Below are 26,605 nucleotides of genomic sequence, written 5' to 3' on the forward strand. Positions count from 1 at the left end.
GCCTGACCGCGCCCGCGGCGGCGCGGATCCGGTCCGGGCGGTCGCGGTGTCCCGCCTCGGTGCCGTCGTGGTGCCGGTCGTGGTGTCCGTAGCGAGAGATGAGGAGGGGCCGTGGGCGGTCTCGGAGTGCCCGTGCTGGTGGGGCTGGTGCTGTTCGGGCTGTTCGCGGGGGTCGGCATCACGGCGGTCGGGCCGGGCGGGGTGCTGGTGACGGTCGGGCTGTTCGCGCTCACGGGGTTGCCGCCGGCGCAGGTGGCGGGCACGGCGATCGTCACGCACGTGGCGACCGGTGCGCTGGCGACGGCCGCCTACACCCGGTCGGGGCAGCTGCGCGAGCGCGGCACGCGGCGGGCGGCGGCGGTGCTGGCAGCCGCCGCGGTCGCGGGGACCCCGCTGGGCGTGCTGGCCAACAGCCTGGTGTCGGGGCGGGTGTTCGGGATCCTGCTGGGGGCGTTCGTGGCGCTGGTGGGGGCGTTGGTGTGGCATCGGACGGGCCGTCTCGCCGCCGCGTCCGGCCGCGCCCCCGCAGGTGAGGGGGACGCGTGGGAGCCGGGGGCGCCTGTGGTCGCGGTGGTCGGGTTCGCGGTGGCGGTGGCGAGCGGGGTGTTCGGGATCGGCGGGCCGATGCTGAGCGTGCCGCTGCTGGTGGTGCTGGGCGTGCCGGTGCTGTCGGCGCTGGCGGCGGCGCAGGCGCAGTCGGTGGTGATCGCGACCGTGGGGACGCTCGGGTACGTGGCGGCGGGGGCGGTGGACTGGCCGCTGGCGGCGCTGACCGGGGTGCCGGAGCTGGCGGGGGTGCTGCTGGGCTGGGTGATCGCGCGGGCGGTCCCGGCGGGCGCGCTGACCGGTTCGCTGGTCGTCAGCCTGTTCGCCCTGGCGCCCTACCTGGCCCTGCACGGCTGACCCGGCCGCCGGGACGTCTGTCCGGAGCCGCGGGGGGCGGGGGCGTCGGGCGGGCGTCAGCCGCCGAGGCTGTCGAGGGCGGTGTCGAGGCGCTGGGCGAGGCGTTCGAGCTGCTCGTCGTTGGCGCCGGTGTCGAGTTCGGCGATGACGGCGTCCCGGGTGGTGAGCACCAGGGCGTCGTCGGCCTCGCCGCGTCCGGCGGGCGTGGACGGGACGACGGCGGCGTGCCCGCCGACGACGACGAGCGCGGCGTCGCGGTCGGTGGAGGCCAGTAGTTCGTGCAGGTGGGCGGGTGTGATCGTCGGCATCGGGTGACCTCCTGTGGGTGTTCGGCGGGGCGTGCGGACCCGGCGGGCGCGGCGCGGGCGCCCGGGGTCAGGGTTTCCGGCCGACGCCGGTGGCGATCTCGCGGGCGCGGGCGGGGCCGCCGGTGCCGGGAGCCAGGGGCGGGGTGTCGCGTCCGGCGCCGGTGCGCAGGCCCTCCAGGAACGCGGCCATCGCGTCGCGGGCGGTGTGGCGGGGCGTCCAGCCGAGCTCGGCGCGGGCGCGCGCGGTGTCCATGATCGGCACTTGCAGGGCCAGGTCGAACAGGCCGGGCGAGGCGGGGACCAGGTGCAGGTTCCAGGCGGCGGCCAGGGCGGCGCGCACGCCGCGGGCGGGCAGCCGGACGGTGCGGGCGTCGAGCAGGCCGGCCAGGACGTCGGGGTCGATGACGGGTTCGGCGGCGATGTTGAAGGCGCCGCGGGCGTCGCCGAGTGCGGCGAGCGCGAACGCCTGCCCGGCGTCGGCGGAGTGCAGCGCCTGGAAGCGCAGGCCGGGCAGGTCGGGGACGACCGGGACGCGGCCGGGCCGGGCGAGGCGGCCGGGCAGCAGCGGCCCGGCGAACAGGCGGCGCTGCTGGGCGGCGCTCTGGCGTTCGAACACGAACCCGGGGCGGATCCGCACGACGCGGGTCTGCGGGCGGCGTGCCTCGAAGGCGTCCAGGAGGCGTTCGACGTAGGCCTTCTCGCGGCTGTAGGCGGCGCCGGGCCAGCCGTGGGTGGGCCAGGACTCGTCGACGGCGCGGTCCTTGGGGCCGGGGGAGTAGGCGCCGACGGAGGAGGCCACCACCAGGGCGGGCACGCCGGCGTCGGCAACGGCGTCCAGGACGCGGGTGGTGCCGACGACGTTGGAGTCCCAGGTGACGGCGGGCCGGTGGGTGGGCTGGAACAGCCAGGCGAGGTGGACCACGGCGTCGGCGCCGCGCAGCAGCGGGACCAGGTCGGTGTCGGTGACGTCGGCCTCGGCCCATTCGATGCCCTCGTCGCGGGCGGCCCGCGCGCCGGGGCCGCGGCGCGACAGGCCGAGGACGGAGGTGGCGCGGGGATCGGCGGTGAGCGCTTCGACGGTGCTGGTGCCGATGTTGCCGGTGGCGCCGGTGACGACGACCCGCATGGTGTTCCCCCTCAGTCGTCCCTGCAGGTGGACGGCCCCATTCCCGCCATGCGCCGGTCTACACGCGCGGTACCGCGCGCCTGCGGGGCCGGGGAGCGCGGCGGGGTCAGGCGTTTGTGCCGGGGGTGGTGCGGCGGGCGCGGAACGCGGCGGCCTTGGCGCGGTTGCCGCACTGGCGCATGTCGCACCAGCGGCGGGTGCGGCGGCGGGAGGTGTCCAGGTAGAGGCGGGTGCAGGGGTCGGCCTGGCATTCCTTGAGGACGCCGCGGCCCGCGTCGACGCCGTCGCCTGTGCTGGTGGTCCCGGTGGAGTCGGCGGGGGTGGCCGCGGCGGCGAGCAGGTCGACGGCGGCGCGGGCGGCGGCGGCCAGGACGGCGGTGGTGTCGCCGTCGCGGTGCACGGTGCCGTTGGCGGCGAGGCGGGGGACGGGCGGTGCGGCGGCGGCGCGGCGGTTGATCAGGTCGCGGTCGTCGTCGGTGGGGGATCGGCCGTGCAGGACGGCGGTGGCGGCGCGGTAGATGGCCTCGCGGAGGTCGACGGCGGCGGCGAGGTCGGCGGCGCTCACCGGGGGCGGGTCGGTGACGAGCCCGGCGGCGACGGCCCAGTGGGCGAGCCGGTCGGGGGCGGTGAGCAGGTCGCGGCGGTCGGCGCGGCGGTGCTGGACGGTCCCGGCGAGATCGAGGGCGAGGTCGCCGGAGTGGAAGGTGAACTCCATCGCCCCATGGTAACCGGCTTGACAGGTTACGGACGGCGGCCGGAGGATGAATAACCGTCATGACCGGTTACTTATGGAGGTGCCTCATGGTCCAGCGCACCCCGGCCGCGCCGTCTGCGGCGACGACGTCCCCCAAGGCGGCGCGGGGAAGGGCGGCGCCGGAGCGGACCGGCACCCGGACCGGTGGCGAGGGCAGGGGAGTGGCGGGCGCGGCGATGCCGGCGGTGTTCGTCCTGCTGTGGAGCAGCGCGTTCATCGCCGGCGCGATCGGCGTGGACGCCGCCCCTCCGCTGCTGCTGATCTTCGCGCGGTTCGCCGCCGCCGGGATCCTGCTGGCCGGCTACGCGGTCGCCGTCCGGGCGCCGTGGCCGCGGGGCCGCGCCCTGGCGCACCTGGCGGTGTCCGGGCTGCTGATCCAGGCCGTCCAGTTCGGCGCCCTCTACAGCGCCATGGCGATGGGCCTGCCCGCCGGGGTCGTCGCGCTCGTCCAGGGCCTGAACCCGGTCGTGATCGCGCTGCTGGCGGCGCGGGTCCTGGGGGAGCGGGTCACCGGCCGCCAGTGGGCCGGGTTCGGGCTCGGCGCCGCCGGGGTCGTGCTGGCCGTCGCCGACCGCATCGCGTTCTCCCCCCTCGGCGTGGTCCTCTGCCTGGTCGGGCTCCTCGGCCTCAGCCTCGGCACCCTCTACCAGAAGCGCCACGTCACCGACATGGACGTGCGGACCGGCACCGCGGTGCAGTTCCTGGTCGCCGCGCCGCCGCTGGGCGCGCTGTCGCTGCTGACCGAGACGCCCGCCGTCGCGCACTGGGGCGCGTTCGGCGCGTCGCTCGCCTGGATGGTCGCGGTGAACTCCATCGGGGTGTTCCTGCTGCTGAACACCATGCTGCGCCGTTCCCCGGCCTCGACCGTCGCCGCGCTGTTCTTCCTGACCCCGTCGGTCACCGCGGTGCTGGCGTGGGCGGCGATCGGGCAGGCCCTGCACCCGCTCACCGTCGCCGGACTGGTCCTCGGCGGCGCCGGCGTCCTGCTCGCCGGCCGCCGCTGACACCGCGCTGCACCAAGCCGCACCAAGCCGCACCAGGGTCCGTGACGGGCGGGCCCGCCGGTCACGCGGGGGACGGGTCGGGGCCGTCCGGGCGGCAGTGCAGGCACGGCCGGTACCCGGCGGCCCGCGCGGCGGCCAGGTCCCGGAACCCGCGCCGGTGCGAGGGCGCGATCCGGCGGGCGTCGGCGCAGGTCGGGAAGCACACGATCCCCGTGGTGTCGCTGCCGACCAGCCGCACCCCGCGCCGCGCCATGTCGGTGACCTCGTCCACGTCGACGTCCTCGGCGCGCAGCAGCCGCTCCTTGGCCGCCGCCCCGAACACGTACTCGCCCAGCGACCCGTCCGACCGGGTCACCCGATGGCAGGGGATCAGCAGCGGCACCGGGTTGCGGCCCAGCGCCGACCCGACCGCCCGCACCGCCTTCGGACGGCCCGCGCGCCGCGCCACCCACGCGTACGGGCGGGTCTGCCCGCGCGGGATCGTCGCCGCGGCCCGCAGCACCGCCGCCTCGAACCCGCTGAGCCCGCGCAGGTCCAGCGCGAGGCCGCCGAGCCGCCCCGTCCGCAGCGCCGGGACCAGCCCGGCGGGCGGCGCGTCGGCGGGCAGCAGCGGCCGCGCGAACCGCTCCCGGAACGACGCGGTGAACTCCTGCTCGTCCAGCCCGGCCCGCACGTACGCCACACCGCGGTCGGTGAACGCCACCCGCAGGTGCTCCAGCGGCCCGTCCACCTCGACGCGGCGCGCGGCGATCCGGTCCAGCAGCGCGGGCGGCGCGTCGGCGGCGAGCCCGGCCAGGCCCTCCAGCAGCGCGTCGGACGCGGGATCGATGCCGTTCATCGGGCACCCCCTTCTTCCTGATCCTGGTGCAGGCGGCGCAGGCGCGCCAGGCCGCGGGAGACGTGCGACTTCACGGTGCCCTCCGGCACTCCCATCACCTCCGCGATCTCCGCGACCGGGAGGTCGGTGACGTGCCGCAGCACCACCGCGGCGCGCTGCGCGTCCGGCAGGGCCGCCAGCAGGTCCGCCAGCTCCCGCCCGGTCTCGTGCCGCGCCGCGGCGTCCTCCACGCCCTCGGCGGGGTCGGGCGGATCCGGCGCGTCCTCCAGCGGACCCGGCGGCGGCTTGCGCGCCGCCGTCCGCAGCCCGTTGCGCCACACGTTCGTCAGGATCGTCAGCAGCCACGCCCGGGGCCGCAGGTCCGCGATCCGCTCCGGCCCGTACCCGCACAGCGCCCGGTAGGCGCGCAGGAACGCCTCGGCGGACAGGTCCTCGGCCTCCGCCCACCGGCCGCACAGCCGCAGCGCGGTGGAGAACACCGGGCCCCGGTACGCCTCGTACAGCACGGCGAACCCGCCGTCCAGGTCGCCGGACAGCGCGGCGACGACCCGCGCGCCCGCGGCGTCGCCCCCGCCCTCGGCGTTCCCGCTCCCGGGGGCCCCGGCGGGCCGGATCGAAACCTCGTCGGTAACCGTCACATCCCTTTCAACACCGCCGCCGCCCGGCCCGTTGCAGCCCCGCGCCTGGCCACGCACCCGGCCCGGGGCCGGGTCAGGGGAGCGGCAGGGGAGCGGCCGGAAAGGGTCAGCCGAGCCAGCCGGGACGGATCATCCCCGACTCGTAGGCCAGCACCACCAGCTGCGCCCGGTCCCGCGCCCCCAGCTTGGACAGGATACGGCTGACGTGCGTCTTCGCGGTCGCCGGCGACAGCACCAGCCGCTCGGCGATCTCCTCGTTCGACAGGCCCTGCGCGACGAGCTCCAGCACCTCCCGCTCCCGCGCCGTCAGCGCGTCCAGCTCCACCGACGGCGGCGGCGCGGTGATCCGGGACGCGAACTCGGCGATCAGCCGCCGCGTCACCGCCGGCGCCAGCAGCGCGTCACCGCGCGCCACCACCCGCACGCCGTGGATCAGCTCCGGCGGCTCGGTGTCCTTCACCAGGAACCCACTGGCCCCCGCCTTGATCGCGCCGTACACGTAGTCGTCCAGGTCGAACGTCGTCAGGATCACCACCCGGACGTCCGCCAGGGCGGGGTCGGTGACGATCCGCCGGGTCGCCTCCAGCCCGTCCAACACCGGCATCCGCACGTCCATCAGCACCACGTCCGGGCGCAGCTCGCGCGCCAGCCGCACCGCCCGCTCGCCGTCCCCGGCCTCGGCGACGATCTCGATGTCGTCCTCGCCCTCCAGGATCGAGCGGAACCCGGCCCGCACGAGCGTCTGGTCGTCGGCCAGCGCCACCCGGATCACGTGTCCTCCCGCATCGCCCGCCCGGCCTTCCCGTCCGCCACCTGTTCTCCCGCTCCCTCGTCGTCCCCTCGGCGACCGGCCGGGGCGTCCAGCGGCAGCCGCGCCCGCACCCGGAACCCGCCGCCGGGGCCCGGGCCCGCGGTCAGCTCGCCGCCGACCGCCACGGCCCGCTCCCGCATGCCGCGCAGCCCGTTGCCGCCCTTCGGCACGCCCGCCGGCCCGTCCTTCTGCCCGTCCGCCGCGGTGGTGCCGCCGGGCGGGCCCGCCCCATCATCGTCGATCTGCACGATCACCGCGTCCGCGGTACACCGCACCTCCACCGTCACCGTCTCCGCGCCCGCGTGCCGGACGACATTGGTCAGCGCCTCCTGCACGATCCGGTACCCGGCAAGCCCGACCGGCGCCGGCACGGCCGCCAGCCGCCCACCGCCCTCGCCGATGCCCGTGCCTGCGCCGTCGCCGGTGCCGGTGCCGTCAGCGGCGGCGAGGTCGCCGGCCCGCCGCACCCGCAACCCTGCAGCCGCCGTGCGCTCCAGCAGCTCACCGACCCGCGCCAGCGACGGCACCGGCTCCACCGGCCCCGCCCCGCCGCCGGGCTCGTCGACCTGCCGCAGCACCCCCAGCACCCCGCGCAGCTCCCGCAGCGTCTGCCGGCTCGCCGCCTTGATCGCATCGAGCGCCGCGTACGCCCGCGCCGGATCGTCGCGCCGGTGCAGCGCCGCCGCGGCCTGCACGTTGATCAGCGAGATCTGGTGCGCCAGCACGTCGTGCAGCTCCCGCGCGATCCGCAGCCGCTCCTGCGCCGCCCGCCGCAGCGCCTCCTCCTCCCGGCCGCGCTCGGCCGCGGCGGCGCGCCGCTCGGCCTCCTCGACCCGGATCCGACGCCCCCGCACGTACTGCCCGATCCCGACCGTCACCAGCAGCGCCAGCGACAGCGACGCCACGCCCCGCGCGTCGGCCACCGCGTCCGGGTCGCCGCCGTCCCCGCCCCGCACCGCCGAGGTCGTCAGGAACCCCGCGTTCACCACGATCACCGCGCCCAGCGGCACCGCGAGCCGGCACTGCACCGCGGCGTTGAACAGCGCCACCAGGAACACGAACGCGATCGGCCCGTCCGGATACCCCAGCGGGTAGTACAGCGGCGGCACCACGGTCGCCGCCACCAGCAGCACCACCGGATGCCGGCGCCGCCACACCAGCGCCAGCGTCGTCACCGCGATCAGCGCCAGCCCGCCCGGCCACAGCGGACGGTCCCCGGGCTTGGCCGCGACCGCGCTCATCACCACCGTGACCACCAGCGCGGCCACCGCCGGCACCACCTCGCCGGCCCGGCCGCGACCCCACCCGCGGCCCCATTCCTCCCGGGACCGCGGGGGCCACGCCCGCGACGGCCGCGACGGCGGGCTCGGCGGAGCGGGCCGCCCGGGACGCGGCGAGGGCACGGTCACCCGCCCACCGTAGCGGCCCCTGACTTTCGGCAGTATCACCGCAGATCACCGGCTTGTACCGTGGGCCGGGTGAACGACCCGGCCACCACCGTCCCGCGGCGCCCGGGGGAGCGGGACACGGCCGCCCCCGTGCCCGTGCCCGTGCCCGCCCGCCCGAGCGGCGCCCGCGCCGCCCGCGTCTCCCATGCCGCAGGCGCCGCGCTGCGCGCGGCCCGCGCGGAGACCCGCGCCGCCCTCCACCGGCCCCGCAGATCCCTGCTGGTCAAGGACATCGCGCTGTGGGCGGTCCTGGCCCTGCCCGCCGGGTTCGACCTGGTCTCACCGCTCCAGCCGACCGCACCGTCCTGGTGGCTGCGGATCGCCGCGCTCGGCGTCCTGGCCGCCGCCGTCGCGATCTCCCGGACCCGCCCGACCGCCGCGCTGCTCACCGCCATCGCGCTGATCGCCGTGCACGGCAACTTCGTCTTCGCGATGCCCGTCATGTCCTACCTGACCGGGCTGCGGACGCCCCGCGCCCGCCCGGTGCTGTGGGGATTCACCGCCGTGTTCGCCGCCGGCACCCTACTCAACATCGCCCGCGGCATCGACGTCACCACCTGGTTCCCGCTGACGCTGTGGCTGGTGCTGCTCGGCGTCCTGCCCTGGCTCGTCGGCCGGTACTGGCAGCAGTACCAGGAACTCCTGCACGCCGGCTGGGAACGCGCCGACCGCCTCGAACGCGAGCAGCGCATCACCGCCGAACGCGAACGCCTGCGCGAACGCGCCCGCATCGCCCAGGACATGCACGACTCCCTCGGCCACGAACTCGCCCTCATCGCCGTCCGCGCCGGCGCCCTGCAGGTCGCGCCCGGCCTCGACGACCGCCACCGCGCCGCCGCCGCCGAACTGCGCGCCGGCGCCGCCGACGCCACCGAGCACCTCCGCGAGATCATCGGGATCCTCCGCGACGACACCGCCCGCCGCGCCGCGGCGGGGGAGACCACCGCCCCGGCCGCACCGGACGCCGCCGCCCGGCCCGTCCATGAAAGCGTCCACGACCTCGTCGAACGCGCCCGCGCCTCCGGCGTCCCCGTCCGCCTGGACACCGCCGCCGGCCCCGCCCCCGGCCCGCTCCCGCCGATGATCGCGCTCGCCGCACACCGGATCGTGCAGGAGGCCATCACCAACGCCGCCAAACACGCCCCCGGCGCCCCGATCACCGTCACCCTCACCCGCCGCGCCCCCGCCACCGGCGACGACCCGGCCGCACCCGCGATCACCGTCACCATCGCCAACGACGCCCCGCCCGCCGGCCCCGCCCTGCTCCCGCCCGGCGGCGGCCACGGCCTCACCGGCCTCGCCGAACGCGCCCGCCTCGCCGGCGGCACCCTGCACGCCGCACCCGCGCCCGGCGGCGGCTTCACCGTCCGCGCCGTCCTGCCCGAGACACCGCCGCCCGGCCCCCGCCCCCTCGACGCCCCCGACGGCCCCTCCGAATCCGCACGCCACCTGGAACGCGAACGCCGCCAGGTCCGCCGCGGCCTCATCACCGCCATCGCCGTCCCCGCCGCCCTCATCGCCGCGCTCGGCGCCGTCATGCTCGGCTACTACGCCTACGCCACCCTCAACTCCGTCCTGCCGCCCGCCGACTACGCCGCCCTGCGCGTCGGCGACACCCGCGACCACGTCGAGCCGCTGCTCCCGCCCGTCCAGGCCACCGAGGCCGGCACCGTCCGCGCCCGCGTCCCCGAACCGCCCGGCGCCCGCTGCCGCTACTACCGCCCCACCGCCGACCTGCTCGGCACCGGCCACCTCTACCGCCTGTGCTTCAGCGGCGGCCGCCTCACCGCCAAGAACACCTACAGCACCGCCGACCCCGCCACGAAAGGCCCCGAGTGATCCGCGTCCTGCTCGCCGACGACGAGACCATGATCCGCGCGGGAGTCCGCGCCATCCTGTCCGCCGACCCCGGCATCGACGTCGTCGCCGAGGCCGGCGACGGCCGCGAAGCCGTCGACCTCGCCCTTGCCCACCACCCCGACGTCGCCCTCCTCGACATCCGCATGCCCCGCATGGACGGCCTCACCGCCGCCGACGAACTGCGCCGCGCCGCCCCCGCCACCGCCGTCGCCATCCTGACCACCTTCGGCGAGGACGACTACATCGCCCGCGCCCTCAGCGGCGGCGCCAGCGGCTTCCTGCTCAAGTCCGGCGACCCCCACGAGCTCATCGCCGGCGTCCGCGCCGTCGCCGCCGGCGCGGCGTTCCTGTCGCCCAAGGTCGCCCACCGCGTCATCACCGAGCTGTCCGGCGGACGCATGGCCGCCGGCGCCGCCGCCCGCCGCCGCACCGAAGGCCTCACCCCCCGCGAACGCCAGGTCCTCGCCCTGCTCGGCGCCGGCCTGTCCAACGCCGAGATCGCCGACCGCCTCCACGTCGTCGAAGGCACCGTCAAGGCCTATGTCAGCGCCATCCTCACCCGCCTGGACGTCAAGAACCGCGTCCAGGCCGCCGTCCTCGCCCACGAAGCCGGACTCGTCCACGACCGCACCCCCTGACCCCGCACCCCCTGACACCCGCACACCTTGAGCGCGACCTGGGGCCGCCGCACCGACCACGGCGCGACGGCCCCGAGCCCGCCCACGGGCGTGTCAGGCGTCCCGGCGCCGCAGCACCACCACACCGCCCCACAACGCCGCCACCGCCCACGCCGCCAAGATCGCCGCACCGACCCCCGCCGGATACGGGCCGTCCCCGTTCATGAAGTGCCGCCCCGCACCGCTCGGCAACGCGTCCGCCGCGTGCCGCCCCACGCTCGAACCGGCGTTCTCCAGCAGCATCGGCAGCACCAGCAGGAACAGGAACGCCGTCGTCAGCGTCCCCGCCGTGCTCCGCAGCATCGCCCCCAGCCCCAGCACCAGCAGGCACACCAGCGCCAGATACACCCCCGACTGCAGCGCGTCGTCGACGAACACCACCGCCCGCGACCGCCCCCACTCGCCCAGCACCGGACCGGCGACCGCCGTCCCCGCCACGCACAGCACCACCCCGGCCGGCAGCGTCACCGCCGCCAGCACCACCGCCTTCGCCACCAGCATCCGCCCCCGCCGCGGCACCCACTGCAGCGTCGACCGGATGCTCCCCGTCGCGTACTCACCGGTGATCACCAGGATCGCCACCGCCACCACCACGAACTGGACCATGTCCAGCGACGCGATCGCGACCCCGCTCACCGACACCACCCCCTGGTCGTCCGACGCCACCTCGTTGGTGTTGTTCGACACCGTCGACGACGCCAGGATCAGGCACATCAGCCCCATCAGCACGGCCGCGGCCGCAAGGCCCCACCACGTCGACCGCACCGACCACAGCTTCGTCCACTCCGCCGCGACCGCCCCCCGCAGCCCGCCGCCGGCCCGCTGCACCCCACCGGACCTCGCCCGCACCGTCGCCGCCATCACGCCTCCACCCCGGCCGCCGCACCCGCGCCGTACTCCACGCTCGTCCCCGTCAACTCCATGTACGCCTCCTCCAGCGACGCCTTCTCCTCGCTCAGCTCCAGCAGCGGAACCCCCGCCTCGAACGCCAGCCACCCGACCCGGTCCACCGGCAACCCCGTCACCACCAGCTCCTCCGCCGACACCCGCACCACCTCGACACCCCGCCGCCCGGCATCCCCGAACGCGACACCCCCACGCGGGGCGGCCTCGGGGTGAGCAGCCTCGAGGGGAGCGGCCCCGCGCGGGACGGCCTCCGCCTCCACCCGCGCCGCCAGCTCCGCCGCCCGCGGACTGCGCACCCGCACCGCGTTCCGCGAACTCGCCGCGATCACCTCCGCCACCGGCGCGTCCGCGATCAACCGGCCCCGCCCGATCACCACCAGCCGGTCCGCCGTCAGCTGCATCTCGCTCATCAGATGCGACGACACGAACACCGTCCGCCCCTCCGCCGCCAGCGACCGCATCAACCGCCGCACCCACAGCACCCCGTCCGGATCCAGCCCGTTCACCGGCTCGTCGAACAGCAGCACCCCCGGATCGCCCAGCAGCGCACCCGCGATCCCGAGCCGCTGCCCCATCCCCAGCGAGAACGACCCCGCCCGCTTCCCGGCCACCCCCTCCAGACCGACCAGAGCGAGCACCTCCTCCACCCGCCCCGCCGCGATCCCGTTGCTGCGCGCCATCGCCAGCAGATGCCGCCGCGCCGACCGCCCCGGATGCACCGCCTTCGCCTCCAGCAACGCCCCCACCTCGCGCAGCGGATGCCGGAACTCCGCATACCGCCGCCCGCCCACCAGCGCCGCACCCGCACTCGGACGATCCAGCCCCACGATCATCCGCATCGTCGTCGACTTCCCCGCCCCGTTCGGCCCGAGGAACCCCGTCACCTTCCCGGCCGCCACCTCCAGCGACAGCCCGTCCACCGCCGTCCTGTCCCCGTACCGCTTCGTCAGACCACGCAACGCGATCATCACACCGTCCCTCCGGTCCCGACATCTCGACAACGCCAGAACCTAGGCGGCGGGGGAGCGGCCCCACAGTGCCCGAACGCCACCCCCCGACCCCCACTTTCGGCAGGGAACCCGCACCCGCCCCGACGAACGGAACGGGCCGCCCCGGTGCCACCACCGGAACGGCCCGCCACACCCGCAGAGCGCTACGAACCCCGCCGATGATGCCGCCCCACCGCACCACCCGGCCCGCCGACGCCCCGCACGCCTCCCATCACGTCCGGCATCGTCACCGCCGCATCGTCCATCCGCGTCACACCCGCGGCACCCGCCGGCACCGGCCCCGCACCACCGAACCCCGCACCCACCGGCGCGCCCACCGGACGCACCCCCAGCAGCACCGCCGCCACCGGGAACCCCCGCAGGAAATCCACCAGCGGCTCGGCAGCCCGCACCAGCACCAGCGCCACCACCGGAGCCACCACCACACCCACACAGAACCCCGCCGCCACGTCATGCGGGTAATGCACACCCACGAACACCCGCGAGAACGCCATCAGCACCGCCAACGGCAGCACCAGCGGCGCCAGCGCCCGCCACACCACCACCAGCGCCGCCGCCGACGCCGCCGCGATCGTCGCGTGATTGCTCGGGAACGACCAGTCCCCGGGCGGCGGACACGACGCGATGTGCACCGCCCCCGACACCGCCCGGCACGGCCGCTCCTCCCGCAGGAAGTCCTTCGACACCTCACTCACCAGGTACGCCGCCACCATCGCGAACGGCGCCGACAACGCCAGCCCCATCGCCCGCGCGTCCAGGCCCCGCGCCCGCCACCAGCCCGCCACGAACAGCACCGCGAACAACAGAAGCCCCGCGTTCGTCCCCACGTCCGCCACCGAATGCACCCACGACGGCGTACCCCACGCCCACTCGGTGACGTCCCGGTACAGATGCACGCTGAAATCTGGCGCCTGCATGCTCTCCCTCACGATCGAGACGGCCGCCCGACACCCCATGGGATACCGGACGGACCGTCGAAGTTCACCCCACGTTCACCGTCCCGTAGAGCTTGGCACGTCCCGACGATCACCCGCTCCACAAACGCCGCGCATCACCCAGAAGTCGACCCGGCCCCCCACCGAAGACAGCCCTACCGCCCCTCCGCACGGACGACCCCGCCGCTACCGGCCCCCACCGCAGCACTACCGACCCCCAGGCAGGCGCCGCCGCTGGCACCACCGCCACCATCACCGCGGCGCCCCCGCGACCGGCGCCGCCGCACGAAACGCACCCCCTCCACCACACCCGTCACCGACAACGCCAACCCCAGCCCCACCGCCACACCCCTCACCGGATCGTCCTCGAACGCCGCACCGCCCACATAACCCAGCACCCCGCCGTACAACCCCCACGACACCGCCGCCACCCCCGCGAACACCGAGAACCGCCGCAACGGGAACCCCAGCGCACCCATCGACACCGTCACCGCCGTCCGCCCACCCGGCACGTACCGCGCCACCACCAGCACCAACCCGCCCCGCTCCGCCAACGCACCCCGCGCCCGCACCAGCGCCCCGTACCGCCGCGTCCCCGGCCGCGCCCGCCGCAGCAACCGCCCGCCCGGCCCCCGCCCCAGCAGGAACGCCACATGATCACCGGCGAACGCGCCCGCCGCCGCCGACACCACCACCAGCGCCAGATCCGGCGACCCCGACGCCGCATACACCCCGCCCGCGATCACCATGCTCTCGCTCGGCACCACGGGGAAGAACCCGTCCAGCAGCGCCACCGCGAACAGCACCAGGCAGAACCACGGCGACGACACCGCCGCACCCACCACATCCAAGATCGAATCCATGCCCCCGACGCTAGGAACCGCACCACCGCCCCCACATCCCCCGAAAGCCCACCACCACCCCCGACCTCCGACAGGGGGTCACACCACGCCGCTTACCACAACCAAAACCGATTCGCCCACCACGACGCCCGTCCACCACACTCACACCACGTGGGACACCTGCACATATTCGACATGGACGGCACCCTCCTCACCGGAACCACCGCCAACCTCCAACTCGCCCGCCACCTCGGCACCCTCACCGAACTCCACGCCCTCGAGGCCCGGTTCGCCGCCGGCACCCTCGACACCCGCGGCTTCTCCACCGAGATCCACCGCCTCTGGCACCACCTCACCCCCGACCACGTCGCCGCCGCCTACACCGCCAGCCCCTGGCTCACCGGCATCCCCGACGTCTGCGCCGACATCCGCGCACGCGGCGAACACTCCGCCGTCATCACCATGTCGCCCGACTTCTTCGCCCGCCACCTCCTCGACCTCGGCTTCGACCACGTCATCGCCTCCCGCTTCCCCCCGCTCCCGTTCACCGCCGCACCCCTCGACACCAGCGGCATCCTCACCCCCGACGACAAGGTCCGCATCACCGAAGAACTCCGCACCCGCCACGGCCTCACCACCGACCAATGCCTCGCCTACGGCGACTCCATGTCCGACGCGCCCCTCTTCCGCCACCTCAAGAACACCATCGCCATCAACGCCGACCACCACCTCGCCGGCATCGCCGCCCTCGACTACCGCGGCACCGACCTCACCGCCGCCTACACCCTCGCCCGCACCCTCCTCTGACCACCGACCGGGAGAGGGAGACGCCAGGGGAGAGGCCCGAGGGGCGGGCCCCGGGGGACAGGACCGGGGGACAGGCCGCCCCGCGCCTCACCCCCGCTCCACCGGCCCCAGCAACGGATGCACCCGCATCGCCGCCTCCAACTCACCCGGCAGCTCGTCCCGATACCGCCCCAGCGTCGACAGATCCGAATGCCCCAGCACCCGCCGCACCGCATCCATGTCCGTCGCCGCCGCCAGCAAATGCGTCGCCGTCGTATGCCGCAGCCCATGCGGCGTCACACTCCGCCGCCGCCCCGGCTCCACCCCCTCCAACACCCGATCGATCACCGCCTGCACATCACCCCGCGCCAACCGCCGCCCCCGCCACGACAGCAACAACGCCCGCGACTCCACCCCCCGATCCAGCAGCACCCGCCCCTCCGCCAGATACGCGTCCAACACCTCCACCACCGGACGCGGCAGCGGCACATCCCGCGTCCGCCCGCCCTTCCCGAAGATCCGCCAATACCGCATCCCCCCGTTGACGAAGAAGTCCTCCGCGTTCGCCCGCGTCAACTCCGACACCCGCGGCCCCACCGCCGCCAGCAACAGCACGATCAACCCGTCCCGCAACTCCGTCCGCTGATCCACCCGCCGCCGCGGCGCCGGACCCGCCTCCGCCAGCTCCCGCGCCGCCCCCAGCAACCCCTCCGCCTGCTCCACCGTCAACGCCCGCCGCTCCGCCCGCAACCCGCCCCGATGCTTCGGCCGCACCGTCACCGCCACCATCGGATCCAACTGCACCCACCCCGCCACCACCGCGTACTTGAAGAACGCCGACACCGACCTGCGGAACCGCGCCTGGGACGACGCGCTCTGCAACGCACCACCACCGTCCGCCCCCGGCACCCGCCCCCCGCGCCGACGCCCGTCCGGCTTGCGCGCGAACCCCAGCAGCACCTCATCGACGTCCGCCCCCGTCAGATCGTCCAGCACCCGATCCGCACCCGCCAGCTCCGCGAACGTCACCACGTCCCGCGCGTACACCTCCGCCGACGCCGGCGCCAACGCCCCCGTCGAACACTTCGCCCGGACCATCTCCGCATAACGGTCCACAGCCTCGGCAACGGTCACACGCTGAAGATCGGCAGGACGCACCCGCCGGACGCTACAACCCGCCACCGACAAAACCGCCCCCGGACGGGTACGACCACCGCACCCGGCACCCTGGGGGAGAGGAGCCGCCCGTGCGGATCGGCACATCCGGATGGCAGTACACCGACTGGCGCGACGTCCTCTACCCGTCCGGCGTCCCGCAACGCGCCTGGCTGCAGCGCTACAGCGAAGTCTTCACCACCGTCGAGAACAACAACGCCTTCTACCGGCTCCCCAAACGCGCCACCTTCGAAGCCTGGCGCGACACCACCCCGCCCGGCTTCGTCATGGCCGTCAAAGCCAGCCGCTACCTCACCCACATGAAACGCCTCAACGACCCCGCCGAGCCCGTCGCCCGCCTCATGGCCGCCGTCGGCGGCCTCGACGACAGACTCGGCCCCGTCCTGCTCCAACTCCCGCCCACCCTCCAGGCCGAACCCGACCGCCTCGACGCCTGCCTGCGCCGGTTCCCGGCCGGCGTCCGCGTCGCCGTCGAACCACGCCACCCCACCTGGTGGACCGACGACGTCCGCCGCGTCCTGGAGCACCACGGCGCCGCCTTGTGCTGGGCCGACCGCCTCGGCCGCGCCCTCACACCCCTCTGGCGGACCGCCGACTGGCTCTACCTGCGCTTCCATGAAGGCCCCGCCGACCCCTGGCCCCACTACGACGACGAGACGCTCCGCGCCTGGACCGACCGTCTGGACGGCGCCGACGACGCCTACGTCTACTTCAACAACGACCCCGGGGGAGCGGCCGTCCGCAACGCCCTGCGCTTCATCGACCTCACCGCCACGTGACCCGGTGCCGGGTCAGGAACGCGGCGCGTACATGATCAACGCGACCCCGGCCAGGCAGACCAGCGCGCCGGCGAGGTCCCACCGGTCCGGCCGGAACCCGTCGACGACCACGCCCCACGCCAGCGACCCCGCGACGAATACCCCGCCGTACGCGGCCAGGATCCGGCCGAAGTCGGGGGAGGGCTGTAACGTCGCCACGAACCCGTACGCGCCGAGAGCGGCCACCCCCGCCACGATCCACCACGGCCCGCGGTGCTCCCGCCAGCCCTGCCACACCAGCCACGCGCCGCCGATCTCCGCGAGCGCGGCCAGCAGGAACAGGGCGATCGAGCGCAGCACGGTCATGCCGATCACCCTAGAGAGCCCGCCGCCGCGAGCCGCACATGTCCTGTCTCGATGAACCTGCGAAGTGGCCACCGCTCTGAGCCGGGTATTTGGCAGGTCGGCTGTGTCAATCGGTAGTGCTGGCGTGCACGGCGATGATTCGCCAGCCGTGTTTCTCGTCGTAAATCCATGTGCGGGTGTATCGCATCCTGGCCGAGAACGGCGTCCCGGAGACGGTCCCCTCGACGGTGCCGAGAAACCAGGTCACCCCGGTGTGCCCGTCAGCGAGTACGGTCAGCTCTTCCTCGGCCACCTTCGTCAGCACCTGCGCCCGAGTGCGGTGCAGCTCCAGGTCGTCCGCCTTGGTCTGAACGTTGCCACCGAAGGTGAAGATCAGCCGATCATCCAGCAGCTGATCAAGCGCCTTGACATCTCCAGCCAGCTGTGCGGCTTGGAGTCGGTGCTCCGCCTCTCGCAAGTCTTCCATGAGGCCCACCCTTCCAGCGGGCGTCCTATCCACGCCAGGGCGTTCACGTTCGGCTGATCTTCGCAGGAAGCAGGTTCAGTGAGACAGCCGACCGGCTCGCGGCAGCATGACTGAGAACCGAGCAGGTTCAGCGAGACGGGACAGCACACCGCCCAACAAAGGACGAATCGAGACAAACTGCTTATACCGGACAGAATCCAGCTTCTGTCCGGTATGAGGTTGTAAAGACCACATACATCGCAAGTGGCACCGTGTGACGACCGCCCCATCGACCAGAGCACCGCGAGCGCCCCTTGATCATCCGCGACGTCCGCCCGGAGCGAGCGCCGACCCGGGCCGGGGAGCGGACCCACCTCGCGGGCCCGGGGCGGGTGAGAGAGGATGGCATGCCATGCCCGCATCAGATCGCCCGCCGCGGCTCGTCCCGCCGACGGCGGCGGTACGCGACTCGTTCCTCGCCGGCGAACGCGCCGACTGTCTCGCCGAGGGCGCCGACGACGACTGGACGCGCACGCTCGACGCCGCGGCCGCCGACTTCGAGGCGTTCGCCGCGCGGGTCCGCGCCGTCAGGCACCGCTGGGGCGTGCCGTACAGCACGTTCTGGTACGTGTCCGGCGAGCACTACATCGGCACCTTGATCATCCGGCACCGGCTGACGCCGCAGCTCGCAGACGTCGGCGGACACATCGGCTACCACGTGGTCACGCCCTGGCGCCGTCAGGGCCACGCCACCGCGATGCTCGCCGCCGGCCTGACCGAATGCCGGCGCCTTGGTCTGGATCGCGTTCTGCTCACGTGCGCCGCCGGCAACGAGCCGTCGCGGCGCGTCATCCTCGCCAACGGCGGCGTGCCGGACGGCCGCCGCCGGGGCGAGGACCGTTTTTGGATCGCCGTCACGCGCTGACCGTCGCACACACGGCGTTCTGGCGCCGCGTGCCCCTTTCGTCCCAGCTCCCATGGATGGTCGATAATGAGCATTATGTTAAGTAAGGGTCATCGGCCCGCCCCTCACCAGCCCGAAAACCCTTTGCCTGGACCGGCGGCGCGATCCTAGGCTCGCGCCCCATGCGCGCGATCACCGAACGCGACGTGCGGTCCTGCTTCGTCAACTGCTCCAAGGGCGACGCCAAGCGCCTCAACCTCCCCAAGGACTTCGCACAGTCGCCCTGGACCGACCTCGACTTCCTCGGCTGGCGTGATCCCAAGGCTCCCGACCGCGCCTACCTGATCGCCGAGAAGGACGACCGGCTCACCGGGATCGCGCTGCGCCTCGCGTCCGCGCCCGGCAAGGCACGCGGGTTCAACTCGACCAGCCTGTGCTCGTTCTGCCATACCGCGCACACCGGCGGCGGTGTCGCGTTGATGAGCGCCCGGCGCAGCGGCGATGCCGGCAAGCAGGGCAACACCGTCGGCCGGTACCTGTGCGCCGACCTGGCCTGTTCCCTTTACGTGCGGGGCATGAAGCAGACCCTGATGGGTGACGGCCACGACGACGGCGTCCCCCTTGAGGAGAAGGTCGCACGCATCAAGACGAACCTGGGCGCCTTCATCACCTCGATCACCACCTGAGCGCCGGTCACCCGCCCCTATCCCCTACGGCTGTTCGGCGGACTCGCGGGTATGGGCTCTCCCCCGGCTCAGGCGCTGAAGGTGACGTTCCGGGTTTCGGTGACCGCGGCTGTGCGGCCTGGTGCCGCGTGCAGGGAGCGCCAATAGAGGTTGGTGTGGGCGATGACCTGCTCGGGTCGCGGCGCGCCCCGCTCGCTCTTGTCCGGCGTGGTGTGGGCGTCTTCGACGAGGGTCACGTCGTAGCCGCGCGTGAAGGCGCCGTGGATGGTGGAGCGGATGCAGACGTCGGTCTCCGCGCCGGCGACGACCAGGTGGCCGATGCGGGCGTCGGTGAGGGCGCGGTCGAGGTCGGTGTCCTCGAAGGCGTCGCCGTAGGACTTGGCGACGAGCGGTTCGTCCTCGCGGCGTTCCAGTTCCGGGACGTAGCGCCAGGCGTCGCTTCCCTTCTGCAGGTCGGCGTCGGAGTGCTGGACCCAGATGACGGGCGCGTTCTGGGTGCGGGCCTTGGCCGCGAGTGCGGCGATGTTGGCGATGACGGTGTCGCGTTTGTGGGTGTCGGCCATGACGCCGTTCTGGACGTCGATGACGAGCAGGGCGGTGTTGGGGCGGTCGGGCAGTGTGGTCATGGCGGCGCTCCCCTGGTTCGGATGGTTCGGCGGGCAGGGTATTGGACGGCGCCGACAGTGTGGTGATGCCGGTGCTCCTCCCCCGGCCCCGAGGCGGCGGGGCGGCTTCTCCGCTGGGAGTAGGCGCGGCGGCGTCGTACATCTCGGGGCGTAGTGGGCGGGGGGTCGGTACGCGAAACGCGCAGTGCGGTTCGGGGCTTGCGCAGGATTCGCGGAGGGGGTGCGGGGCCGGAGGATCGTGTCGTGGTTTCCGGCGATCGTTCGTGGGGGTTGTGCTGATGGACCCGTTGGTGCTGGCGCGGGTGCAGTTCGCGTTGACGGCAGGTTCGCATTTCGTGTTCGTGGCGTTGACGTTGGGGCTGGCGACGCTGGTGGCGGTGATGCAGACGCGGGCGACGTTGTCGGGCCGTGCGGTGCATGCGCGGATGACGCGGTTCTGGGGCCAGCTGTACGTGGTGAATTACGCGGTGGGGATCGTCACGGGGCTGGTGATGGAGTTCCAGCTCGGGTTGAACTGGTCGGGGATGTCGCGGATGACGGGCGGGGTGTTCGGGGCGCCGCTCGCGCTGGAGACGATCGCCGCGTTCTTCGTGGAGTCGACGTTCCTGGGGTTGTGGATCTTCGGGTGGGATCGGCTGAACCGGTGGGTGCATCTGGGGTTGATCTGGGTGGTGACGCTGACGGCGTATCTGTCGGCGTACTTCGTGCTGGTGGCGAACGGGTGGATGCAGCGTCCGGTGGGTTACGAGATGCGGGACGGGGCGGCGCGGCTGACGGACGTCGGGGCGCTGCTGGGGAATCCGACGGCGGTGCTGGCGTTCGGGCATGTGCTGTTCGGGGGGCTGCTGACGGCGGGGTTCTTCATGGCGGGGGTGAGCGGTTACCACCTGCTGCGGCGGACGGCGGAGGTGGAGTTCTTCCGGCGGTCGATGCGGATGGGCCTGGTGACGGTGATGGCGTCGGTGATGCCCGTGGTGATCGTCGGGGGGATGCAGTACCAGTACTTGCAGCCGACGAAGACCGGTGGTGATGACGCGGCCGCGGCGGTGGCTGACTTCACGGCGCGGTTCGGGCCGGGCGACTACATGGCGCCGGGGCAGGCGGGCGTCGGTGAGGCGGTGATGACCGGGTTGTGGTCGCTGATGCTGCTGCTGGCGGTCGTCGCGCTGGTGAAGGTGTGGTGGGGGCGGTGGCTGGTGCGGGGCCGGGTGTTCCACGTGGTGATGATCTGCGCGGTGCCGCTCCCCTATGCGGCGATGCTGGCGGGGTGGATGTTCCGTGAGGTGGGGCGGCAGCCGTGGATGGTGTACGGGGTGCTGAAGACGCGGGACGCGCTGTCGCCCGGGGTGGGGTCGGGGACGTTCGCGGTGTCGTTCGCGGCGTTCACGGTGCTGTTCGCGGTGCTCGTGGCGGTGAACGCGTGGTTGCTGGCGCGGTTCGCGCGGCGGGGGCCGGACGGGGGTGCGCTGGGGGCCGCTCCCCCGGTGGCGCCGTCGGCGCCGGCGGTGTCGGCGACGTTCTGATGCTCGGTTTCGTGACGGTGCGACAGGAGTGTGCGTGATGGAGTCGTTGGCGGTCGTGCTGCTGGCGGTGTTCGCCGGCGGGTATCTGGTGCTGGCGGGTGCGGACATCGGGGTGGGGATGCTGCTGCCGTGGCTGGGGCGGGATCAGCGGGAGCGGCGGGTGGTGATCGCGTCGTTCGCGCCGTTCTTCCTCGGGAACGAGGTGTGGCTGGTGGCGTCGGCGGGGCTGGTGGCGGGGGCGTTCCCGGGGTTGGAGCACCGGTTGCTGGCGGATCTGTATCCGGTGGCGGCGGTGCTGCTGGTCGGGTGGGTCGTGCGGGACATGGGGCTGTGGCTTCGCGGGCGGGTGGACGCGGCGGGGTGGCGGACGGTGTGCGATGGGGCGGTGGTCGCGGGGAGTTGGGCGCTGGGGTTGGCGTGGGCGTCGCTGCTGGGGTCGGTGCTGGGCGGCGGGGGCGTGAATGCGGGGAGCGTGTTGGCGTTGCCGTTGGCGGTGGTGTTCGCGTGGCATGGTGCGGGGTTCGCGCGGTTGCGGCTGTCGGGTGAGCTGGCGGTGCGGGCGGCGCGGGGTCGTGGCCGGTATGCGGTGTCGGCGGTGGTGCTGGTGGTGGCGTTGGTGGTGGCGGGGTCGCGGTTGCCGTGGTCGGAGGTGGTCGCGGAGGGCGGCGGGTTGTCGTTGACGGCGGTGTCGGCGGGGGTGCTGCTGCCGTTGCTGGCGGCGTCGCAGGCGCTGGTGTGGCGGACGTTCTGGGGGCGTGTGGATTCGCCCTCGTACCTGTGAGCCGGGGGTCGGTGTGAAGGGTGTGGAGCGGCGGCTGCTGGGGCTTCTCCCCCGGCGGGTGCTGGTGGGGTTGGGTGTGCTGGCGGCGGGTCAGGGTGTGCTGCTGGTGGTGGCGGCGGGTCTGCTGGCGCGGGCGGTCGCGGGCCTGGATGCGGGGTTGTTGCCGTGGGTGGTGGCGGCGGTGGCGGGCCGGGCGGTGCTGGTGTGGGTGTCGTCGCTGGTGGCGGGGCGTGCGGCGGCCGGGGTGAAGCGGGGTTTGCGGGCGGGGTTGCTGGCGGGCGGGGCGGTGGACGCGGGGGCGCGGGTGACGCTGCTGACGCGGGGGTTGGACGCGGTGGACCCGTTCTTCACCGGGTACGTGCCGCAGTTGCTGGCGGCGTGCGTGGTGCCGCCGCTGGTGGTGGCGCGGTTGTGGGCGGCGGACTGGGCGTCGGCGGTGGTGGTGCTGGTGACGTTGCCGCTGGTGCCGGTGTTCGGTGCTCTGGTGGGGTTGCGGACGGCGGCGTTGACGGGGCGGCAGTGGGGGGCGCTGCATCGGCTCGGGGGGCATTTCCGGGACGTGGTGGCGGGGTTGTCGACGTTGCGGGCGTTCGGGCGGACGGGGCATCAGTCGGTGGTGGTGCGGGCGCTGGCGGAGGAGCATCGGCGGGCGACGACGGGGGCGTTGCGGGTGGCGTTCCTGTCGTCGCTGGTGTTGGAGCTGGTGTGCGCGTTGTCGGTGGCGCTGGTGGCGGTGCCGGTGGGGTTGCGGTTGCTGGACGGCGGGATGGTGCTGTCGACGGGGCTGCTGGTGCTGGTGCTGACGCCGGAGGCGTATCTGCCGTTGCGGGCGTTGGGGGCGCGGTTCCATGCCAGTGCGGAGGGGGTGGCGGCGGCCGAGGAGGCGTTCGCGGTGCTGGACGCGCCGTCGGCGCCGTCGGCGGGTGGGGTGGTGGTGCCGGCGGGGGTGCCGGAGATCGTGCTGGATCGGGTGACGGTGCGGTATCCGGGGGCGGAGCGGGCGGCGTTGGAGGAGGTGTCGTTGCGGATCGGTGCGGGTGAGCGGGTCGCGGTGACGGGGCCGTCGGGTGCGGGGAAGTCGACGTTGCTGCTGGTGGTGGCGGGTTTGGTGGCTCCGGTGTCGGGGCGGGTGCTGGTGGACGGGGTGGATCTGGCGGAGCTGGATCCGGTGGTGTGGCGGCGGCGTCTGGGGTGGGTGCCGCAGCGTCCGCATCTGTTCGCGGCGTCGGTGGCCGACAACATCCGGCTCGGTGATCCGGAGGCGGGGATGGAGCGGGTGGTGGAGGCGGCGCGGGCGGCGGTCGCGGACGGCTTCGTCGGGGAGATGCCGCGGGGGTATGCGACGGTGCTGGGCGAGGGCGGGGCGGGGGTGTCGTCGGGTCAGCGTCAGCGGCTGGCGGTGGCGCGGGCGTATCTGGCGGGTGGTCCGGTGATGCTGCTGGACGAGCCGACGGCGCGGTTGGACGTGGCCAGTGAGAGGGCGCTGGTGGAGGGTGCGGCGCGGTTGCTGGAGGGGCGGTCGGCGTTGGTGGTGGCGCATCGTCCGGCGCTGCTGTCGCTGGTGGATCGGGTGGTGCGGCTGCAGGACGGCCGCTTGTCGGGGCCTGCGTCGGGGCCTGGGGCGGAGTGCGTGCGGGCCGGTGCGGCTGAGGGAGGCAGGGCGGCATGAGGGGGCTGTGGGGCGCGGTGCGGCCGCATGCGGTGCGGCTGGTGGCGGCGGCGCTGGCGGGCGTGGCGGCGGAGGTGTGCGGGCTGGCGCTGGTCGCGACGGCGGCGTGGCTGATCGCGCGGGCGTCGCAGCGTCCGGAGCTGGCGGTGCTGTCGGTGGCGATCGTGGCGGTGCGGGGGTTCGCGCTGGCGAAGGGGTCGCTGCGGTACGTCGAGCGGCTGGCGGGTCATGACGCGACGTTGCGGGCGCAGGCAGAGCTGCGGGGGCAGGTGTTCGACGCGCTGGCGGCGCGGCGGCGGGCGGATGCGGGGCTGCGGGACGGCGGTGCGCTGACGCGGATGGTGTCGGACGTGGAGGCGGTGCAGGACCTGCTGCTGCGGTGCGTGCTGCCGGGGGTCGCGGCGGTGGTGTGCGGGGTCGTGGGCGTGGTGGTGTGCGGGTGGGTGGCGCCGGCGGCGGCCGTGGTGCTGGCGGTGGGGGTGCTGGTGGCGGGTCCGGTCCTGGCGTCGGTGGCGGCGCGGGCGGCCGGGGCGGGTGTGGCGGTGCAGGGGTGCGCGGTGGCGGCGGTCGCGTGGGCGGCGCTCGGGAGCGGCGCGGACCAGGTAGGGGCGGCGGTGGCGGGGTTGTCGGCGCTGGTGGCGGTGGAGGCGGTGCTGCCGCTGGCGGGGGCGGCGCAGCGGTGGCGGGAGGTGTGGCCGGCGGTGCGGCGGGTGGAGGCGGTGCTGGCCGCTCCCCCGGCGCCGCGTCCGTCGGGTCCGGTGGCGGTGCCGCGGGGGCCGCTGGCGGTGGAGCTGCTGGGTGTGCGGGTGTCGTACGCGGACGGTGCCGGCGCGGCGGAAGGTCGGGCGGTCGGTGGGGCGGGTCGGGTGCGGGCGGCGCTGGACGGGGTGGATCTGCGGGTGGAGCGGGGCCGGCGGGTGGCGGTGGTGGGCGCGAGCGGTGCGGGCAAGAGCACGCTGCTGGCGGCGGTGTCGGGTGAGGTGGTTCCGCAGGCGGGCGCGGTGCTGCTCGGCGGGCAGGACGCGGCCCGGTACGGCGGGGGCGGTGTCGGGGGCGTTGGGGGCGCGGTGCGGGGGTTGATGCAGGACGCGCACGTGTTCGCGGGGTCGGTGCGGGCGAACCTGCTGATGGCGCGTCCGGACGCGACGGACGGCGAGCTCGAGGCGGCGGCGCGGCGGGCGCGGTTCCTGGAGGTGGTGCGGGCGCTGCCGGACGGGTGGGACACGCCGGTCGGGACGGGCGGGCACGGGTTGTCGGGCGGGCAGCGGCAGCGGTTGCTGCTGGCGCGGGCGCTGCTGGCCGATCCGCCGGTGCTGGTGCTGGACGAGCCGGCGGAGGCGCTGGATCCGGTGATGGCCGACGCGGTCGTCCGGGATCTGCTGTCGGCGCCGGGCGGTGGGACGCTGCTGCTGGTCACGCACCGGTTGGCGGCGCTGGACGCGGCGGACGAGGTGGTGGTGATGGATCGCGGCCGGGTGGTGCAGCGGGGTCGTCACGACGAGCTGGTGGCGGTGCCGGGCCCGTACCGGGATCTGTGGGACGCAGAGCTGCTGGCCGCCTGACCCGCCCTCTCCCCCGCCCCGGCGCGACTCGACGCGACGCGGGCCGGGTGAACGGGGTTAGGTGAGGTCGCGCAGGGCGGCGGCGATCGCGGTGACGCCGTCGTCGATGGCCGAGGGGGCGGTGGCGGCGTAGCCGAGGACGAGGCCGGGCGGGGCGGGCCGCTGGGCGTGCCAGGACAGCGGCTGGGTCTTGACGCCGCGGCCGAGGGCGGCGGCGGCCAGGTCGGCGTCCCCGAGGCCGGGGCGGTCGGGGAAGGTGACCAGCAGGTGCAGGCCGGCGGCGGCGCCGTGGACGACGGCGCCGGGCAGCCGCGCGCGGATCGCGTCGATCATCGCGTCGCGGCGGGCGCGGTGGCGGCGGCGCAGCGTCCGCAGCTGCCGTTCCATCTCCCCCGACTCCATCAGGTCGGCCAGGACGAGCTGGGGCAGCGCGGCGTTGCCGAGGTCGGCGAAGCGCTTGGCGTCCACGAGCGCGTCGCGGTGGCGTGGCGGAGCGAGGACCCAGCCGGTGCGCAGCGCGGGCGCGAGCAGCTTGGAGACGCTGCCGGCGTAGAAGACGCGGTCGGTCAGCAGGGCGCGCAGCGCGGGGGCGGGGGGCCGGTCGTAGCGGTGCTCGGCGTCGTAGTCGTCCTCGATGATCAGGCCGCCGGCGGTGGCCCAGTCCCTCAGCTCGCGGCGCCGGGTGCCGGACAGGACGGTGCCGGTCGGGAACTGGTGGGCGGGGGTGAGCAGGACGGCGGGGGCGCCGGTGCCGCGCAGGGCGTCGACGCGGACGCCGTGGTCGTCGACGGGGACGGGCGGGGTGCGCATGCCCCAGTGGTCCAGGTGCTGGCGGGTGCCCAGGGAGCCGGGGTCCTCGACGGCGACGGTGTCGATGCCGGTGTCGCGCAGCACCTGGGAGAGCAGGCCGAGGGCCTGGGCGGTGCCGGCGAGGATGACGATGTCGGCGGGGTCGGCGCGGATGCCGCGGTTGCGGGCCAGCCAGCCGGCGACGGCGGTGCGCAGCGCGGGCGTGCCGCGCGGGTCGCCGTAGCCGAAGGACGGTGCCGCCAGTGCGGACAGGACGCGGCGTTCGGCGCGCAGCCACGCGGCGCGCGGGAAGGCGGCCAGGTCGGGGACGCCGGGCGACAGGTCGATGCGTGCGGGTGCTGCGCGCAGGACGTCGAACGCTTCGGAGCCGGGCCGGTCGGGGAACACCGGGCGCGGCGGTTCCGCCGGGCCGGGGCGGCCGGGAACGGGTGCACGGGCGGGGAGCGGCGGCGG

The 26,605-nt window shown here is 74.8% G+C and carries 28 protein-coding genes; 12 read left to right on the plus strand and 16 right to left on the minus strand.

Annotated features, from left to right (window positions below; genetic code table 11):
* The first annotated feature begins 111 nt into the window (after positions 1-111).
* A complete protein-coding gene (locus ABZ914_RS18700) occupies positions 112-903 on the plus strand; it encodes a sulfite exporter TauE/SafE family protein (RefSeq protein ID WP_500194312.1) in 792 nt (263 codons plus the stop codon).
* Positions 904-959: 56 nt separating this feature from the next.
* Here the strand turns inward: ABZ914_RS18700 and ABZ914_RS18705 are convergent, their stop codons facing one another.
* The 3 genes from ABZ914_RS18705 to ABZ914_RS18715 form a co-directional block, all read right to left on the minus strand.
* Positions 960-1,211: a hypothetical protein gene (locus ABZ914_RS18705; RefSeq protein WP_190856712.1), complete on the minus strand. Its 252-nt coding sequence runs from the start codon at positions 1,209-1,211 to the stop codon at positions 960-962.
* Between the two features lie 67 nt (positions 1,212-1,278).
* A complete protein-coding gene (locus ABZ914_RS18710; protein ID WP_387018802.1) occupies positions 1,279-2,337 on the minus strand; it encodes an NAD-dependent epimerase/dehydratase family protein in 1,059 nt (352 codons plus the stop codon).
* Positions 2,338-2,443: 106 nt separating this feature from the next.
* Positions 2,444-3,052, minus strand: a complete 609-nt coding sequence (locus ABZ914_RS18715; protein WP_500194314.1) for a CGNR zinc finger domain-containing protein — start codon at positions 3,050-3,052, stop codon at positions 2,444-2,446.
* Positions 3,053-3,138: 86 nt separating this feature from the next.
* Here ABZ914_RS18715 and ABZ914_RS18720 point away from each other — a divergent pair, with 86 nt between their 5' ends.
* Positions 3,139-4,095: a DMT family transporter gene (locus tag ABZ914_RS18720; RefSeq protein WP_500194316.1), complete on the plus strand. Its 957-nt coding sequence runs from the start codon at positions 3,139-3,141 to the stop codon at positions 4,093-4,095.
* A gap of 61 nt (positions 4,096-4,156) precedes the next feature.
* Here the strand turns inward: ABZ914_RS18720 and ABZ914_RS18725 are convergent, their stop codons facing one another.
* The 4 genes from ABZ914_RS18725 to ABZ914_RS18740 all read right to left on the minus strand — a co-directional run bounded on the left by ABZ914_RS18725 (position 4,157) and on the right by ABZ914_RS18740 (position 7,650).
* Positions 4,157-4,933 (minus strand): methylated-DNA--[protein]-cysteine S-methyltransferase, encoded by a 777-nt coding sequence (locus tag ABZ914_RS18725; RefSeq protein WP_190856709.1) that lies wholly within the window; start codon positions 4,931-4,933, stop codon positions 4,157-4,159.
* Complete coding sequence (locus ABZ914_RS18730) at positions 4,930-5,571, minus strand: RNA polymerase sigma factor (RefSeq protein WP_500194318.1); 642 nt, start codon at positions 5,569-5,571, stop codon at positions 4,930-4,932. Before ABZ914_RS18730 ends, ABZ914_RS18725 begins: the two co-directional genes overlap by 4 nt.
* A 106-nt stretch (positions 5,572-5,677) precedes the next feature.
* Positions 5,678-6,343, minus strand: a complete 666-nt coding sequence (locus tag ABZ914_RS18735; protein WP_387018815.1) for a response regulator — start codon at positions 6,341-6,343, stop codon at positions 5,678-5,680.
* Positions 6,340-7,650 (minus strand): sensor histidine kinase, encoded by a 1,311-nt coding sequence (locus ABZ914_RS18740; RefSeq protein ID WP_500194320.1) that lies wholly within the window; start codon positions 7,648-7,650, stop codon positions 6,340-6,342. The genes ABZ914_RS18735 and ABZ914_RS18740 overlap by 4 nt, the downstream gene beginning before the upstream one ends.
* 210 nt (positions 7,651-7,860) lie before the next feature.
* On the opposite strand from ABZ914_RS18740, the gene ABZ914_RS18745 reads away from it, so the two are divergent.
* Both ABZ914_RS18745 and ABZ914_RS18750 read left to right on the plus strand, forming a co-directional pair.
* A complete protein-coding gene (locus ABZ914_RS18745) occupies positions 7,861-9,669 on the plus strand; it encodes a sensor histidine kinase (RefSeq protein ID WP_500194321.1) in 1,809 nt (602 codons plus the stop codon).
* Positions 9,666-10,328, plus strand: coding sequence for a response regulator (locus ABZ914_RS18750; RefSeq protein ID WP_500194323.1), 663 nt, complete (start codon positions 9,666-9,668; stop codon positions 10,326-10,328). Before ABZ914_RS18745 ends, ABZ914_RS18750 begins: the two co-directional genes overlap by 4 nt.
* A 93-nt stretch (positions 10,329-10,421) precedes the next feature.
* Here ABZ914_RS18750 and ABZ914_RS18755 read toward each other — a convergent pair whose 3' ends face one another.
* From ABZ914_RS18755 to ABZ914_RS18770, 4 genes are all read right to left on the minus strand, one after another.
* Positions 10,422-11,228 (minus strand): ABC transporter permease, encoded by an 807-nt coding sequence (locus tag ABZ914_RS18755; protein WP_500194326.1) that lies wholly within the window; start codon positions 11,226-11,228, stop codon positions 10,422-10,424.
* Complete coding sequence (locus ABZ914_RS18760) at positions 11,228-12,241, minus strand: ABC transporter ATP-binding protein (protein ID WP_500194327.1); 1,014 nt, start codon at positions 12,239-12,241, stop codon at positions 11,228-11,230. The genes ABZ914_RS18755 and ABZ914_RS18760 overlap by 1 nt, the downstream gene beginning before the upstream one ends.
* 185 nt (positions 12,242-12,426) lie before the next feature.
* On the minus strand, positions 12,427-13,212 hold the full coding sequence (locus ABZ914_RS18765) for a phosphatase PAP2 family protein (protein ID WP_500194329.1): 786 nt from the start codon (positions 13,210-13,212) through the stop codon (positions 12,427-12,429).
* A 161-nt stretch (positions 13,213-13,373) separates the two neighbouring features.
* Complete coding sequence (locus ABZ914_RS18770) at positions 13,374-14,081, minus strand: DedA family protein (protein WP_500194331.1); 708 nt, start codon at positions 14,079-14,081, stop codon at positions 13,374-13,376.
* A gap of 150 nt (positions 14,082-14,231) precedes the next feature.
* Here ABZ914_RS18770 and ABZ914_RS18775 point away from each other — a divergent pair, with 150 nt between their 5' ends.
* Positions 14,232-14,867, plus strand: a complete 636-nt coding sequence (locus tag ABZ914_RS18775) for an HAD family hydrolase (protein WP_500194332.1) — start codon at positions 14,232-14,234, stop codon at positions 14,865-14,867.
* 87 nt (positions 14,868-14,954) lie between these two features.
* On the opposite strand, the gene ABZ914_RS18780 is transcribed toward ABZ914_RS18775, so the two are convergent.
* The gene (locus ABZ914_RS18780) at positions 14,955-15,980 is read right to left on the minus strand and encodes a tyrosine-type recombinase/integrase (RefSeq protein WP_500194334.1); all 1,026 of its coding nucleotides are present in this window, start codon (positions 15,978-15,980) and stop codon (positions 14,955-14,957) included.
* A gap of 113 nt (positions 15,981-16,093) precedes the next feature.
* On the opposite strand from ABZ914_RS18780, the gene ABZ914_RS18785 reads away from it, so the two are divergent.
* Complete coding sequence (locus ABZ914_RS18785; RefSeq protein WP_500194335.1) at positions 16,094-16,801, plus strand: DUF72 domain-containing protein; 708 nt, start codon at positions 16,094-16,096, stop codon at positions 16,799-16,801.
* Positions 16,802-16,813: 12 nt separating this feature from the next.
* Here the strand turns inward: ABZ914_RS18785 and ABZ914_RS18790 are convergent, their stop codons facing one another.
* Positions 16,814-17,146: a YnfA family protein gene (locus ABZ914_RS18790; protein WP_190856700.1), complete on the minus strand. Its 333-nt coding sequence runs from the start codon at positions 17,144-17,146 to the stop codon at positions 16,814-16,816.
* A gap of 106 nt (positions 17,147-17,252) precedes the next feature.
* On the minus strand, positions 17,253-17,612 hold the full coding sequence (locus ABZ914_RS18795; RefSeq protein ID WP_387018845.1) for a nuclear transport factor 2 family protein: 360 nt from the start codon (positions 17,610-17,612) through the stop codon (positions 17,253-17,255).
* Positions 17,613-18,003: 391 nt separating this feature from the next.
* On the opposite strand from ABZ914_RS18795, the gene ABZ914_RS18800 reads away from it, so the two are divergent.
* A complete protein-coding gene (locus ABZ914_RS18800; RefSeq protein WP_500194338.1) occupies positions 18,004-18,516 on the plus strand; it encodes a GNAT family N-acetyltransferase in 513 nt (170 codons plus the stop codon).
* 161 nt (positions 18,517-18,677) lie between these two features.
* Positions 18,678-19,181, plus strand: a complete 504-nt coding sequence (locus tag ABZ914_RS18805; protein ID WP_500194339.1) for an FBP domain-containing protein — start codon at positions 18,678-18,680, stop codon at positions 19,179-19,181.
* A 68-nt stretch (positions 19,182-19,249) separates the two neighbouring features.
* Here the strand turns inward: ABZ914_RS18805 and ABZ914_RS18810 are convergent, their stop codons facing one another.
* Complete coding sequence (locus tag ABZ914_RS18810; protein WP_500194341.1) at positions 19,250-19,807, minus strand: isochorismatase family protein; 558 nt, start codon at positions 19,805-19,807, stop codon at positions 19,250-19,252.
* A 278-nt stretch (positions 19,808-20,085) separates the two neighbouring features.
* On the opposite strand from ABZ914_RS18810, the gene ABZ914_RS18815 reads away from it, so the two are divergent.
* Genes ABZ914_RS18815 through ABZ914_RS18830 form a run of 4 tightly spaced genes read left to right on the plus strand, consistent with a single transcriptional unit; the run spans position 20,086 to position 25,342 of the window.
* The gene (locus ABZ914_RS18815; RefSeq protein ID WP_500194342.1) at positions 20,086-21,330 is read left to right on the plus strand and encodes a cytochrome ubiquinol oxidase subunit I; all 1,245 of its coding nucleotides are present in this window, start codon (positions 20,086-20,088) and stop codon (positions 21,328-21,330) included.
* A gap of 37 nt (positions 21,331-21,367) precedes the next feature.
* The gene (locus ABZ914_RS18820) at positions 21,368-22,111 is read left to right on the plus strand and encodes a cytochrome d ubiquinol oxidase subunit II (protein ID WP_500194344.1); all 744 of its coding nucleotides are present in this window, start codon (positions 21,368-21,370) and stop codon (positions 22,109-22,111) included.
* Between the two features lie 13 nt (positions 22,112-22,124).
* Positions 22,125-23,780, plus strand: a complete 1,656-nt coding sequence (cydD, locus tag ABZ914_RS18825) for a thiol reductant ABC exporter subunit CydD (RefSeq protein WP_500194345.1) — start codon at positions 22,125-22,127, stop codon at positions 23,778-23,780.
* Positions 23,777-25,342, plus strand: coding sequence for an ATP-binding cassette domain-containing protein (locus ABZ914_RS18830; protein WP_500194347.1), 1,566 nt, complete (start codon positions 23,777-23,779; stop codon positions 25,340-25,342). Before cydD ends, ABZ914_RS18830 begins: the two co-directional genes overlap by 4 nt.
* A gap of 57 nt (positions 25,343-25,399) precedes the next feature.
* Here the strand turns inward: ABZ914_RS18830 and ABZ914_RS18835 are convergent.
* A partial coding sequence (locus ABZ914_RS18835; protein WP_500194349.1) for an aminotransferase-like domain-containing protein occupies positions 25,400-26,605 on the minus strand: 1,206 nt, incomplete at its 5' end.

It is taken from the genome of Spirillospora sp. NPDC046719, from assembly GCF_040645715.1.
In the GTDB taxonomy this organism is placed as follows: Bacteria; Actinomycetota; Actinomycetes; order Streptosporangiales; family Streptosporangiaceae; genus Spirillospora.